Origin of the sequence: Rhizobium sp. Leaf306 (genome assembly GCF_001423425.1) — a bacterium.
Taxonomy (GTDB): Bacteria; Pseudomonadota; Alphaproteobacteria; order Rhizobiales; family Rhizobiaceae; genus Neorhizobium; species Neorhizobium soli.
In genome coordinates, this window is sequence record NZ_LMNX01000002.1 from 681147 (window position 1) to 695082 (window position 13936).

The following is a 13936-nucleotide window of genomic DNA, read 5'->3' on the forward strand; positions in this document are numbered from 1 at the left end:
TCCGAAAGGCCCGTTGCCTCAGCCGATGATGTCGAAATCGGCGGCGGTGAGGCCGAGGTTCTTGTCGAGTTGGGCAAATTGCACGGGCTGGGTCTTGCCGGTGCCGTCGGCGTCGTAGAACAGCTTGCCGGTCAGCTTTTCGTAGATGATCCGGTCGCTGGCATCATGCGCCTTGGTGCCGACGTGGAATGCGCTGGACAGGAGATCTCCGACCTTGCCGGCCTTGGCGAAGATATCGTCGTCCAGCCAGATGGTGTCGTCCTTCGCACTGAAAGCGCTGATCGTGCCGATATTGGACGCGCCGAACTTCGTATCGAACACGAAGATATCCGCGCCGCTGCTTCCGGACAGGACGTCCTTGCCGGCACCGCCGTAGAGCTTGTCGTTGCCGGCCCCACCGGAAAGCTTGTCGTTGCCGGATCCGCCGATCAGGGTGTCGTTGCCTTTGCCGCCATCGAGCCGATCATTGCCGTTGCGTCCATCGATCCGGTCGTTGCCGGCAAGACCGTCGATCGTATCGGCAAGCTGCGAGCCGCGCAGGCTATCGTTCTTGTCGGTCGGGCGGATGAAGACCGGGTCGCCGTCATGGGGGGCGGCCAGGCGGTCGAGATCGCGATCTGGTGCGGCGTATGGGATGAACCCGTCTTTCAGAGCAAGCTTGTTGAATTCGTCGATCCGCGTTGTGCCGTTGATATAATCGACGGCGAAGACCGGCTTGCCGTTCGCGAGGAAATCCTTTTTGAGGACATCGATCGTCTCGCGGTCCGGATTGAGCTTGTTGTTCTCGTCCGCATCGCCGCCATAATAGACGTCCTCGACTGCGATGCCGCCGATTGCGCCGAGATAGGCCTTCTTGCGGGCGCTGTCGGAGCCGAGGTCCTCCATGATGAAGGCGCCATTTTGCGGAATGACGAAAAAGTCGGGATTGGTTTTGCGGGCATGGTCCGTCAGCGCGACGATGAAATCCACCATGCGCTGTGCAGCCTGCTTGGTGTTGGCCGGATCGCCCGGCTGCCTGTCCTTGGCCGAGGCCTCGGCGCCCCAGAAATAATAGGCATCGACGATGTCGAGATAGGCGGCGTCGAAGCCTGCCTTGACGATGGCATCGAAGTCACCGGTCTTCTTGTCGTTGAAGATCAGGTCCTGCCAGTCCTTGTCCCAATAGCGAACCTTGCGCGATTCCGGCCAGTCGGCGTTGACGGGACCGAGCCAGTCGGGGGCATTCGACGTCAGCTTGTCGCGGGCTTCGCCGCCCGATGTCCATGTCGTCTTCCAGTAGTCGCGAAACTCCGCGGCCTCGCCGATCGAGATATAGGACGCGACCACCGAGCGACCGCCCATGCCGTCCTTCATCCGGGTGATCTCGTCGGCGGTAAACCGCTCCGCATTGCTGCCGTCGCGTGTTGAATCGATGACAAGAAAATCATGCGTCGCGGACGCCAGCAGACCGGCATCGAGCGGATTGCCGTTCGTGCCCTGCAGCTCATAGCCCCAGTTGTCGACTGTGACTTTGCCGGACGACGTTGTGAAACTGACCAATTGGTGACCTGGCTCGCGACTGAAGTCGCGGAGTAATGTTAAGCGAAGCTTTTGCGGCGGCGCTCGATGGGGGGGGCGTCGGCGATGGCGGGGACGCTCTGGAGGATGCGGGTCGAGGGCAGGATGGCGATGGCTTCGGTGCCTTCACGCAGCTTCGAGCGCAGGATGAACTGGCCGTCGTGCTTGGCAAGGATCGCCTGGACGATCGGCAGGCCGAGGCCCGTTCCCTGTTCGGCGTTCTTGATGGCAATCGATCCTTGACCGAAGGCGGAGAGTACGATCGGGATTTCCTCTTCCGGAATGCCCGGTCCGTTATCCTTGATCGCCACATACTGGCCGCCGCCGGCGGTCCAGCCCACCTTGACGGTGATTTCGCCACCCTGGGGCGTGAACTTGACGGCGTTGGAGAGAAGATTGAGCATGACCTGACGCATCGACTTCTCGTCGGCCCAGACCTGCGGCATGTGCTTTTCGAACTGGTCACGGATGGTGATGCTTTTCGCCCGGGCCCGCAGCTGGACCATGCCGATGCAATCTTCCGCCACTTCCAGAAGCGACAGCGAATCCTCCGTCAGATCGTAGCGGCCCGCTTCGATGCGCGACAGGTCGAGGATCTCGTTGATGAGGTTCAGGAGGTGCTGGCCGGAGCGGTGGATGTCGCCGGAGTATTCCCGGTAGGTCGGGTTGGCGAGCGGGCCCAGGACCTCGGAACTCATCACCTCCGAGAAGCCGAGGATAGCGTTGAGCGGGGTGCGAAGCTCGTGCGACATCGAGGCAAGAAAGCGGGATTTTGCCAGATTGGCTTCTTCTGCACGGCGGCGAGCCTCGTCAGACATGGACTTTGCCACTTCGAGCTCGGCGATCAGATCGTCCTTTTCCGACTGATAGGACATCAGCGTCAGGTTGGAGCGGTAGAGGCGCTCGGCGACGTAATGGAAAAACACGACAGCCGTCGCGCACATGGCGGTAAGGCCGATATCGAGGACCTGACCCGACAGGATGGCGATGCCGAGAAGCGCCGCAATCATCGGCACGAAGCCGTAGAGAACGCTCTGGCGCAGCATGAACGTGCTCATGGCGGTGTAGGACACCGCAAACAGAAGCACCGCACCCTTGTAGAAATAGAAGCTGTCGCCAGCGCAGGTGGAGCAGCCCTGAAGCGCGAAGGCGCCCCAGCCGCAGCCGAGCAGGATATGTCCCGTCAGAAGGCGTCTACGCCATTTCCTGGTGTCGGCAGCCGTTATCTCCACCTTGCTCGCACGGCGTGCCAGAAGCACGTTGATCGCGTGCAGGCACAGCATCAGCAGCGCCCAGGCGAAGATGTGGATATCCGGATTGAGATAGAAGCCGATGGCGGTGACGACAGCAACGACGAGCGGCGTCATCAGTGCCGCCTGCAAACCGGAGCCGATATGGATGGAGAGCATATCGCGATCAAACGCAAAATTGCCATTGGACGACGACTGCAGCCGATCACGGGTCGCACGGACAGCCTTCGAGACAGCCTTGTTGCGGTGGCTGCGCGTGCGATCGACGATATTCTTGTCGGTTGATGTGCTGACGCCGCTACTCATAGGCTGTGTACTGGGCCTGTAAACTGATATCCCCGGGGTACTTGAGAGGCTAATCCGCAAACCTTAAGAAGATGCTGCCGGGAAAGGATTTGTTTGCCATTTCCGTGAAGCTTCCGTTTTGTTGTAAGGCTCAAATGTGACCCGTATCGTTAAAATAGGCCGCGACGCCGTGTTCCTGGCGGCGTTCATCTTTCTGGGCTCGCTGATCATCGCCAAGTTCGATATCGGGCAGGGAAACGCGATCAACGGTCCGTTTTTTGCGATCGATGGCGACACGCTGGCCGCCGGTGCTGAGCGGCTTCGGCTTGTCGATATCGATGCGCCGGAGGCTGGCCAGACCTGTGGCGATGGCAAGGGCGCAGAGTGGGCCTGCGGCGATGCGGCTCGCGAAGCCTTGTCGAAGCTTGCGGCCAGTTCCATGACCGAGTGCCGCGGCGACGCGCGCGATCGCTACCGGCGCGTTCTGGTCTCCTGCCGCCGCGGCGACCTCGACATTAACGGCGAGATGGTGCGCCAGGGAATGGCTGTGGCATCCGGTGGTTACGGACGCGAGGAGGCGGCCGCGAAGGGTGCAGGCGAGGGGATCTGGGCCGGACCGTTCGAGAGGCCGAAAGCGTACCGGGCGGCGAAGGGGGCGATGGATGACGACGCGGGTACAACGGCGCTTGTCGATCGCGTAGGCGAGATGTTCGACCGGCTGAAGGCTGCGGTTTCGTGGTGAATGGCGATCCGGCTGGCATCGCGTCCCTCGCGGCCTCGATCGCGCAGTGTCGCATCTGTCGCGATCATCCACTGAAAGGTGAAGCGGACCGCCTGCCGCACGAGCCGCGGCCGGTTGCCGTGCTGTCTGCCACCGCCCGGTTGCTGATCGCCGGGCAGGCGCCGGGCTTGAGGGTTCACGAGAGCGGTCTGCCGTTCAACGATGCCTCGGGCAACCGCCTGCGGGACTGGATGGACGTGACGCGCGAGGAGTTCTACGATGCGCGGCGCCTTGCGATCGTGCCGATGGGTTTCTGTTTTCCGGGCTATGACGCGAAGGGCAGCGACCTGCCGCCGCGTAAGGAATGTGCGCCGGCCTGGCGCGCCCAAGTGATGGCGGCAATGCCGCAGATCGACACGATCCTCGTGATCGGGCAGTATGCGAGTGCATGGCATCTCGGATCGCAGCGCAAGCCGAGCATGACAGAAACGGTCATGAACTGGCGGCAGTATTTCTTTGCCAACGAGGGACCGCGCATTCTTCCTCTTCCTCATCCGAGCTGGCGCAATACCGGTTGGCTGCGCAAGAATCCGTGGTTCGAGGCAGAGGTTATTCCAGTGCTTCGGCATCATGTGGATAGCCTGGTGCGGGGAACAAATTTCGCTTAACTGTGCGATATTCGGGTATATAACGGAAAATCATTTCGAAAGGACGTTTGATGGACCGCCTGGACCGCAAGATTCTGCGCATACTGCAAGAAGACTCCACGCTCGCCGTTGCAGATCTCGCAAAGAAGGTCGGACTGTCGACGACTCCGTGCTGGCGGCGCATCCAGAAGATGGAAGAGGACGGCGTGATCCGCCGCCGCGTGGCGCTGCTCGATCCGGTCAAGGTCAATACAAAGGTCACGGTGTTTGTCTCCATCCGCACCGCAAGCCACTCGATCGAATGGCTGAAGCGGTTTTCCGAAGTGGTGGTGGATTTTCCCGAAGTGGTTGAATTCTACCGCATGAGCGGTGACGTCGATTATCTGCTGCGCGTGGTCGTCCCCGACATTGCTGCCTATGACGCGTTCTACAAGCGCCTCATCGCCAAGATCGAAATCCGGGACGTGTCCTCCGTGTTCGCCATGGAGCAGATCAAGTACACGACCGAACTGCCGCTCGACTACATGTTGCTCGACAACCAGAAGTCCGGCGACAGCGACTGATGGTCAAGGCGCTTCACAGGGCTGTTGTTTTCGATTGCCCTTAATGAGGCCGGACCTACCTTGAGCGTGTGACCCGGTGCATGTCATGTGCCGGGCGCGAGCCTCAAGGAGACCTGATGCCCACGCCATTCCTACGTTCTATCGTTGTCGTTGCTGCCGCCTTAGCCCTGCCGGGCCTCGGTGCGGCGCAAGGCGTGTCCTCGGAGCACCCGACCTATGGTCCGAGGCTGGAAGGCTTCGAGTATCCGTTCAAGACCGAAGTCTTCAGCGTGGCGGGGCAGAGGCCGGATGCCGCGGCCGCAGGCGACAGCCAGCCGCTGGAAATGGTTTTCATGGATATCGCCCCTGAGACGCCGAACGGGCGCACCGTGGTGCTTCTGCACGGCAAGAATTTCTGTGCGGCAACCTGGGAGGCGACGATCGGTCGGCTGACCGGCGCCGGTTACAGGGTGATCGCACCCGACCAGATCGGTTTCTGCAAGTCGAGCAAGCCGGCCGCGTATCAATTCAGCTTCCAGCAACTGGCGCAAAACACCAAAGCGTTGCTCGACGCGCGCGGTATCGACAAGGCGACGGTGGTTGGTCATTCGATGGGCGGCATGCTGGCGACGCGGTTTGCGCTGATGTATCCGGACTTTACCGAGCAGCTGGTTCTGGTGAACCCGATCGGTCTCGAAGACTGGAAGGCGAAGGGCGTGCCCTACCAGTCGATCTCGACGGCCTTCGAAGGTGAGCAGAAGACCAGCTTCGAGAGCATCAAGGCCTACCAGCAGAAGTTCTATTATTCCGGCCAGTGGAAGCCGGACTATGACAAGTGGGTGGAGATGAGCGCCGGCATGTCTGCGGGCGAGGGAGGAGATCAGGTGGCCTGGAACCAGGCGCTGACCTCCGACATGGTCTTTACCCAGCCTGTTGTCCACGAGTTCGGGCAGGTGAAAACGCCGACCCTGCTCATCATCGGCACGACGGACAAGACGGCTCCGGGCGCTAACCGCGCCAGCAAGGCGATCGCCGCATCGCTCGGCGATTATACCAAGCTCGGCAAGCAGGCGGCGGAATCGATCCCCGGGGCGAAGCTGGTGGAGTTCGACGATCTCGGCCATTCCCCGCAGATCCAGGATCCGGACCGGTTCCACAAGGCGCTGCTCGACGGGCTGAATGATCGCTCCTGATACTGGGAACCGCGTTCGCTTCAGTGAACGCGGTTCCTGATCAGCTTTCCGGCACGATTGCCGGCATGCGGAAGGTGAACACCGTCTGGGTATCATCAGAGGTGACATCGATATGGCCGCCATGCGCCTTGGCGATCTGCGACGCGATGTAGAGGCCAAGGCCTAGACCCTGATCATGGGTGCCCGCATCGCTGCGGCTGAAGGGCTGGAACAGTTTTTCGATCGCCTTGCCGGTAATCGCGGTTCCGGCATTGGCGATTTCCAATTTCAGTTCGTCCCCTTCGACCGTTCCCAGAATGCGGATCGGATGTTCTGTAGAGCCGTGGGTGATCGCGTTGCCCAGAAGGTTGGAGAACATCTGCGCAAGGCGGTCATGGTCGACATCGAACAGGCCCGGCAGCTCTATCTCGACGTCAATCTGCCGCTCTGGATGGGCAGAGCAGATTTCCGAGACGACCTGCATCAGTGTGGGGCCAAGCGGACGATCTGCTTCCCTGCGTAGACCCAGACCGCCACCAAGCCTTCCGCGGGCGAAATCCATGACGTTATCGATCAGGCCGGACATGCGCAGGATACTGCCGCGCATCATGTTGAGCACCCTGGTAGACCGCTCGCTTTGCGCTTCGCGCTGCAGGATGTTGATGCCGCCGTCGAGCGACGCAAGGGGATTTCGAAGATCGTGGCCGAGGACTGCGATGAACTGTTCCCGCAACCGAGCCGTCGCTTCCGCATCGAGCAGACTTGCATTGGCCCGATCGAGCTTCTCGTCGGCTTCCAGATGGTAGGCAATCAGTTCGGCAAACAGCTTGAATGTTCCAACCACCAGCGGATTGTTGAGCGCTGCCGGCTTGGGATCTATGGCGCACAGGGTTCCGAAATAACGGCCATCCGGCAGGATGATAGGCATGGAAATGTAGCTCTTCAATCCGTAGAGCTTCGGGGTTTGATGCTGGAAGTAAACAGGGTCTTCGGCGACGTTGTCGATGACGATAACGTCGCGCGATTGCCGGACTTCGTGGCAGAGCGTCGTTTCGACCGGCAGTTCGCCTCCGGCCGGGAGGCCGAAATGGATGTTGTCGAGAACCTGGCAGGCAACCCACCGATCCTCCGTGACGCGAACCACTGCCGCATATCCCATCCCGGTCGCGCGACAGACAACATCAAGGATCGTTGGTACGGCACCGATACGCTGGACTGCGTCTATGTCGTCCTGAAAGTCATGCGCCATCAATATTCACCAATCCGGCTGACCTTGGTCCTCCAAAATACCCTCTACCCGTGGGGCGTCGCAAGGATGTAGCCGCGCGTCCGGGTTTGCACCAGTCTGCTGTAGCTAAGGATAGAGCAACGGCCAATGTCAACGGGCCGTCGCCACGACTGCTGTCGTATCGATGAATTACTTCCGCTCCAGCCTTGCCAGCAGCGAAGACGTGTCCCAACGCTTGCCGCCCATCGCCTGCACTTCAGCATAGAACTGGTCGACCAGTGCGGTCATTGGCAGGTTTGCGCCGTTGCGACGGGCTTCGGTGAGGACGATATCGAGATCTTTGCGCATCCAGTCGACGGCAAAGCCGAAGTCGTATTTGCCCTGGTCCATCGTCTTGTGGCGGTTTTCCATCTGCCAGGATCCGGCCGCGCCCTTGGAGATGACGCCGACGACGGTCTCGATGTCGAGGCCTGCCTGCTTGCCGAAATGCACGGCTTCCGCCAGGCCCTGGACGACGCCGGCAATGCAGATCTGGTTCATCATCTTGGTCAGCTGGCCGCTGCCGACCGGACCCATCAGGCCGACCATGCGGGCATAGGCCTCGATCACAGGCTTTGCCGTGTCGAAGGTTTTCTGATCGCCGCCGCACATGACAGTCAGCACGCCGCCTTCGGCGCCCGCCTGGCCGCCGGAAACCGGTGCATCGATAAAGCCGATGCCTTTTTCGCCGGCGGCTGTCTCCAGTTCACGGGCGACTTCGGCGCTGGCCGTCGTGTTGTCGATCAGGATCGCACCGGATTTCATGCCAGAGAGAACGCCGTTCTCACCTGTGGTCACCTGGCGCAGATCGTCGTCGTTGCCGACGCAGATGAAGACGAAATCGGCATCTTTTGCCGCTTCGGCTGGCGTTGCACCGGTGGCTCCGCCGAACTTCTTTGCCCACTCGGCAGCTTTGGACGCGGTGCGGTTATAGACCGTGACGTCGTGGCCGCTCTTTTCCTTCAGGTGGCCTGCCATGGGGAAACCCATAACGCCAAGACCGATGAATGCCACTTTCGCCATGCCGGAACTCCCTGAATTGCTGTGATGCGAGGATTAGAACAAAGCAAGGCCGACGGGAAGGGCAAAGCGCTCGCCAGCCTAACTAGCTGACCTGTCACGACGCTCCACCCGCCGGCTGCGGCGCGTTGGAAATTGGTTCGGTGATACCGTCGTGCAGAGCAGGGTCTTTCTTCTGATCAGAACGGCTTGATCACGGCGAGCGCCACGATCAGCACGAGACAGATCATGATGATTGGCATGCCGAGACGCACGAAGGCGTTCGGATCGCGTTTCGGATCGGCCGCCATCTTGCGCATGGCCGCCCCCTGCATGCCGTGCAGCGCGGAAAGCAGGATCACCAGCACGAACTTGGCGTGAAGCCAGCCACCCGAAAAGCCGACGTAACCGATCGCCAGCCAGAGGCCGAAGATCCAGGCGCCGGCAAGGGCTGCGGTCGTGACGGTGCGGTCGTATTTGCGCAGCGACTGGATGACGCCGACCCGGATCGTCGGGGGCACCATGGAGATGACGAAGGCGTTCACCAGCATGCCGCCGATCAGCAGGAAGTCGGAGATGAGGTGCAGGGTTTTGAGAACGAAATACAGCATGGGTCAGTCACTCCAGATCATGGATTCGGTAAAGCCGAGTTCGGCGAAGTCTTTTGCGCGCAATGCCTGTTCCTGCGGGTCCGACGGAAAGAACTCGTCGAGCTGCGGTGGGGAAACAGGGGTGGAAGACAGCATCGCATGCACCTGGCCGCGATGATGGATCTGGTGCTGGAAGAGGTGCAGCAGAATTCGATCGGCTCGCTCCACCTGGACATGGCTTTTGCGCGGGATGCGGACTTCACCGGCAAGATCGGCCTCGCTCATGCCACGACAGTGATCGATCAGGCGACGATCGACGGCGCGCTGTTCCCGGTCGAGATCGGCGAAAGCGGGGAAGGGTATCTGCGGCTCGAAGGCCGAAGCGCCGGGACAGTGCCCTTCGAGCGCACCGACGTAAAGCCAGTCCACCGTGAGGATGTGGTTGAGCGTGTGGATGATCGACGGGAAGAAGCTTTGCCGCGGCGCGTCAAGATCCGCGGCCGACAGCAGGGCACAGGCTTTGAGCAGCCGGTGATTGGCCCAGGCATTGTTATAGGCCTGGGTGAGAATATAGCGCTGCGGCCCCATCGCCACCTCCATTTCGAAGTTGGTTTAGCCGTTCGGCACGGAGATGAGAAGATGGAAGTTGATGTGGCTGCTCCGATGATGAACGGGGGGAGCTCAATGCCTAGACAGTATCCGATGCTGGATCTTACGTTTCCTGCTTTTTGTTCTGGGGATTGCGCTTGGAATCACGGAAGTAGGAGGATCCTGGCTCGAGGCTGTCAGCAATGTCGTTCCACAACCGACGCAGGCGGCGGACGTGCAGATCGTCCGAAATCCATGTCATCAGATGTTCGGCGGCTTTCGTGATCAGTTTCGGCTCGCTGCTGACCCGCTCCCGGGCCCACTTGGCGTATTCGTCCACCGAGACCGGGCGGGCATTCGTACCGTCCATGATCATGAAGTTCATTTTCGCGATGTCAGCAAGCCTGCGCAGGTTGCTGGTCGGCGACATGAGGATGCTCATGTAGATGTCGTCGAATTCTTCCGGAGAATCGACGCTGTCGATTGCGCGTTCGAGGTCGAAGATCGTCCGGATGTTTAACTCCCGCAAAGCCAGGAACCGCTCGAGGCCGACGATATGACAGAGCTGCGCCTGGGCGACCCAGTCGATGCACTGATAGATCCCGAACGGCGTTTCGACGTGAAGGAGGATGGGATTGTAGGTGGCAAGGTTCTGGATGTCGTAGATGCCGCAGTCTTCAAGCCGGAAGCGGATTTCGTAATCGATGCCGTTGATCACATCGAGCGACACGATCGGGGTGATGGACACGAAGCGGTCGTCGCTCACCTTGACCCAGGTGAAGATCTGCTGGAGCTTGACGAAGAGGAACTTGGTCGAGCTCTGCGGGAGCAGCCCGAGCATCGGCGCGAGTGCTATCCATGTGAGCGGCAAGGATTGGCCCGTGGTTTCGGCACCTGAGGTTGCCCCGCCAGTCAGAACACGTCCGATGCCGCCGAGTGGGTCCGGGAAGGCTGCGAACAATATCGCCGCAAAGAGAACCGATGCCAGGCTTTCGATGGTGATCCTCAGAAATGTGGTCGACGAAAGATCGAACACAGCGAGGCGGGCTAGAAGGGTCCGTGCCGAGGAAATGTAGGCGCCGATAAAGGCGAGCGACCCTATCACGATAAGCTTCGAGGAGGTGTCACCGCCGACGAGACCGGGCACAGGGCACTGAACGGAGATCTGCAGCCCGCAGCAGATCGCGGAAATGAAGATGTGGAAGCCGATATAACTGAGAAGGACAAACCCCAGCGACGACAGGAACAGACGATACGCGAATGTCACGCGGCCCTTTGCCGCGAGACTGATAAACTGCCGCAGCTTGTCCGCTTCCGGGAGTGCATCGAATTTGTCCTTCTCCGGAAAAACCAGATCGGCCGTGTATTTCGAGCGGACGAATTCGAAGGATGGATTGGTCCCGAGCCGCGAAGCTACGGTGTTTGAGGCACTGCCTTTTTCACTGCTGAAGTTGACGTAGAAATCCTGGATCTGTCGCAGCCGGCGCAAGCGCACTTCGTTTCGAGCTGCGAAGATGAGGAGCGGGCCAAGCAGGGCGATGACGAGAGCTATCCAGTCAATGCTCGAAAACAAGCCGCTCAAAAACGAAAATTTTGAGAAGGGGCTATCCAGCAGCCCAGTCCAAGACGTGGCATCCATAGCAATCCCCCCAATCAATCCGAATGCTATTATCGGTTGATTGGGTAAGATTTGCGCAACTTATACGGAATGTCAATATGACTCGACGAACCGTCCAGTTTAGGGGCTCAGCCCATCAACTTCGCAATCACCAGATGTCCCGGGCTCGGGTTGCCGTCCTGCATCCGCACATTGATTTCGGTCATTTCCACGACCGTAAAGCCGGTCTCTTCAAGCCGCGAGCGGATGTAGGATTCCGAGTGGACAAAGCGCTGGTGGGGGCCGACCCGGTAGGGGGTGGTGTCGGATGCGGGGAGCGTTTCGGACGAGAAGGCGAACAGGCCGCCTGGCACCATGTTTTCGGCAGCGCCGAAGAACAGGGGCTCAAGCGCGCCGAGATAGGGCAGGACATCGGTTGCGGTGACGAGGTCGAAAGGCTCGTCGTCGTTGTCGTCAAGGAAGTCCTCGACTTCCGCAACGTAGAGCGTTTCGTAGAGATCCTTCTCATGGGCGATCTCGACCATGTTTTCGGAAAGATCGATGCCGGTGATGTCGTCCACCATGTCGCGCAGGGTCCCGCCTGTGAGACCGGTGCCGCAGCCGAGATCGAGCATGCGCTTGAACGGGCCAAGGTTCAGTTCCTGCAGACGCTGGCGCAGGATGACGGGCACGGCGTAGCCGAGCTGTTCGACAAGGATGTCCTCGAAGCTTTCGGCATGCTGGTCGAACAGGGTTTCGACATAGGCGTCCGGCGCTCTCGGCGGCGTTTCGCCGCGTCCCATCGAGGCGATGCGGACTGCTGCGCCGCCGTGATCCTCGGGGTCGATTGCCAGCACGTCTTCGTAGGCTTTTACCGCCGCGTCGATGTCGCCGGCCTTTTCCAGCGCCAATGCGCGGTTGTAGGCCTCGGCCAAAGCTTCCTCGTCGATCTTCGTCATCGCCATCATCCTTTTCGTTGCGAAGCGCTTTAAGGGGCGGAGCGCCGTTTGGCAATCTGGACTAGCGTTTCAGGTGACGGGTCAGGCGGGCTTCCATGAATGCCCAGAGGTGCCTCAGCGCTTCGACCATCGTCAGGTAGAAGATCGCCGCCCAGAGATAGGTCTGGTAGTCGAAGGTGCGCGAGAAGGCATAGCGCGTCTCGCCCATCAGATCAAAAACGGTGACGATGGCGACCACAGCGGAGCCCTTGATCATCAGGATCACTTCGTTGCCGTAAGGGCGAAGTGCGACGATCAGTGCCTGCGGCAGGATGACCTTGCGCAGCGTGATGCGCTTGGAAATGCCGAGAGCTGCGGCACCCTCGTGCTGGCCGCGCGGCACGCTTTCGATGGCACCGCGCAGGATTTCCGCCTGGTAGGCGGCCGTGTTGATCGTCAGCGAAAACAGCCCGCAATACCAGGCTTCGCGGAAGAACCACCATAGACCGACGGATTCCAGTTCAGCCCGGAAGCTGCCGAGACCGTAATAGATGAGGAAGAGCTGTGCGAGCAGCGGCGTCGAGCGGAACAGATAGACGTAGGCGTAGGCGATCGTGTTGAGCACGCGGTTCTTCGACATGCGGGCGAACGCGATCGGCAGCGAAAGCAGCGCGCCGAGAACGATGGAGATGCCGACAATCGAGATGGTCGTCCACAGGCCGTTGAGGTAGCGCGGCCCATAGCGCTCAAACTTGGCCGTATCCCAGCCGTTGATGACCATCATCACCAACGCTGCTGCGAGCAGGCCCCAGAGTACAAGAACGACGATGCCCGCAACCTTGGCAGCGGTCAGCGGCCTCGCGACGACGGCGGGCGCAGGGCGTGGCGCTATCAGCTCTTTCACAAAGCTCATCGCGATACTCCCGAGCGTTTGGCCCAGCGTTCGATGAAGCCCAGTCCGAACGAGGAGATCATCGCAAGCACAAGATAGAGAAGGCAGGCGATGGTATAGAAGAAGAACGCCTCACGGCTGACGCGCGCGGCAATGCCTGTCTGGCGGATGATATCGGCAAGGCCGATGACCGAGACATAGGACGTATCCTTCAGCAAGATCAGCCAGAGATTGGTGAGGCCCGGCAGCGCGATGCGGATGAGCTGCGGCAGGACGATCAGGAACATCGTGCGCCAGCGCCGAAGGCCAAGCGCATCGCCGGCCTCATACTGGCCGCGCGGGATGGCGCGAAAGGCAGAGAGAAGCACTTCCGACGAGTAGGAGGAGAACACGACAGCGAGAGCTACCATCCCAGCCACGAAGGCGTTGATCTCGACGCGGCCGTCATAGCCGAAGGTCGACAGCACTGTCTGGAGAAGGATCTGGGCGCCGTAATAGACGATGAACAGCGTCAGCAATTCAGGAAGGCCACGGAAGATCGTCGTGTAGATGCCGGCGGCCAGCCGCAGCAGCCGTTCCTCAGACTGTGCTGCGAGCGCGATCAGAAAGCCGATGACGAGGCCGACCGGCAGGGTCGCCAAGGCCAGCGTGATCGTCACCTTGACGCCAAAGGCGATCTCGTCGCCCCATCCGGCGTCGCCGCAGGCAATCAGGGAACCTTGGCCGAGCCAGGTAAAGATGCCGGCCGGGCCGCAAAACGGGTCGAGCGTATCGAAGAGGGCGGAGAGCCATCCGCTCATAGGGTCATTCCGGTTCGTTCCCCATGCGGCTTTTAAGGCGCCGCTTCAGTCATAGGTGTCATTAAAAAGGAAAACGGCGGAAGGGCAAGCC

At 60.4% G+C, this 13936-nt stretch carries 14 protein-coding genes; 4 read left to right on the top strand and 10 right to left on the bottom strand.

Features of this window, described 5'->3' with window-relative positions; translation table 11 throughout:
* Positions 1 to 18 precede the first annotated feature (18 nt).
* Together ASG19_RS24620 and ASG19_RS11070 are read right to left on the bottom strand one after the other, a co-directional pair.
* Positions 19 to 1539, bottom strand: a complete 1521-nt coding sequence (locus ASG19_RS24620; RefSeq protein WP_062456478.1) for an endo alpha-1,4 polygalactosaminidase — start codon at positions 1537 to 1539, stop codon at positions 19 to 21.
* Positions 1540 to 1577: 38 nt separating this feature from the next.
* A complete protein-coding gene (locus ASG19_RS11070; RefSeq protein ID WP_062456483.1) occupies positions 1578 to 3113 on the bottom strand; it encodes a HAMP domain-containing sensor histidine kinase in 1536 nt (511 codons plus the stop codon).
* A gap of 136 nt (positions 3114 to 3249) precedes the next feature.
* On the opposite strand from ASG19_RS11070, the gene ASG19_RS11075 reads away from it, so the two are divergent.
* From ASG19_RS11075 to ASG19_RS11090, 4 genes are all read left to right on the top strand, one after another.
* Positions 3250 to 3834: a thermonuclease family protein gene (locus ASG19_RS11075; RefSeq protein ID WP_082476287.1), complete on the top strand. Its 585-nt coding sequence runs from the start codon at positions 3250 to 3252 to the stop codon at positions 3832 to 3834.
* Positions 3828 to 4481, top strand: coding sequence for a uracil-DNA glycosylase family protein (locus ASG19_RS11080; protein ID WP_244476142.1), 654 nt, complete (start codon positions 3828 to 3830; stop codon positions 4479 to 4481). The genes ASG19_RS11075 and ASG19_RS11080 overlap by 7 nt, the downstream gene beginning before the upstream one ends.
* Before the next feature lie 50 nt (positions 4482 to 4531).
* Entirely contained in the window at positions 4532 to 5023 is a 492-nt protein-coding gene (locus ASG19_RS11085) for an Lrp/AsnC family transcriptional regulator (RefSeq protein ID WP_062456489.1), read from the top strand.
* Positions 5024 to 5139: 116 nt separating this feature from the next.
* Positions 5140 to 6195, top strand: coding sequence for an alpha/beta hydrolase (locus ASG19_RS11090; protein WP_062456492.1), 1056 nt, complete (start codon positions 5140 to 5142; stop codon positions 6193 to 6195).
* A 40-nt stretch (positions 6196 to 6235) separates the two neighbouring features.
* Here the strand turns inward: ASG19_RS11090 and ASG19_RS11095 are convergent, their stop codons facing one another.
* From ASG19_RS11095 to ASG19_RS11130, 8 genes are all read right to left on the bottom strand, one after another.
* The gene (locus tag ASG19_RS11095; protein WP_062456495.1) at positions 6236 to 7423 is read right to left on the bottom strand and encodes a GAF domain-containing sensor histidine kinase; all 1188 of its coding nucleotides are present in this window, start codon (positions 7421 to 7423) and stop codon (positions 6236 to 6238) included.
* A 168-nt stretch (positions 7424 to 7591) separates the two neighbouring features.
* Complete coding sequence (locus tag ASG19_RS11100) at positions 7592 to 8464, bottom strand: NAD(P)-dependent oxidoreductase (protein ID WP_062456498.1); 873 nt, start codon at positions 8462 to 8464, stop codon at positions 7592 to 7594.
* Positions 8465 to 8640: 176 nt separating this feature from the next.
* Positions 8641 to 9051, bottom strand: coding sequence for a CopD family protein (locus tag ASG19_RS11105; protein ID WP_062456502.1), 411 nt, complete (start codon positions 9049 to 9051; stop codon positions 8641 to 8643).
* Between the two features lie 3 nt (positions 9052 to 9054).
* A complete protein-coding gene (locus tag ASG19_RS11110) occupies positions 9055 to 9618 on the bottom strand; it encodes a DinB family protein (RefSeq protein WP_062456505.1) in 564 nt (187 codons plus the stop codon).
* Positions 9619 to 9742: 124 nt separating this feature from the next.
* Positions 9743 to 11191, bottom strand: coding sequence for a hypothetical protein (locus tag ASG19_RS11115; protein ID WP_156466481.1), 1449 nt, complete (start codon positions 11189 to 11191; stop codon positions 9743 to 9745).
* A gap of 173 nt (positions 11192 to 11364) precedes the next feature.
* A complete protein-coding gene (locus tag ASG19_RS11120) occupies positions 11365 to 12180 on the bottom strand; it encodes a class I SAM-dependent methyltransferase (protein WP_156466482.1) in 816 nt (271 codons plus the stop codon).
* Positions 12181 to 12235: 55 nt separating this feature from the next.
* Positions 12236 to 13066 (bottom strand): ABC transporter permease, encoded by an 831-nt coding sequence (locus tag ASG19_RS11125; protein WP_062456514.1) that lies wholly within the window; start codon positions 13064 to 13066, stop codon positions 12236 to 12238.
* Complete coding sequence (locus ASG19_RS11130; RefSeq protein ID WP_062456516.1) at positions 13063 to 13845, bottom strand: ABC transporter permease; 783 nt, start codon at positions 13843 to 13845, stop codon at positions 13063 to 13065. Before ASG19_RS11130 ends, ASG19_RS11125 begins: the two co-directional genes overlap by 4 nt.
* Positions 13846 to 13936: the final 91 nt, after the last annotated feature.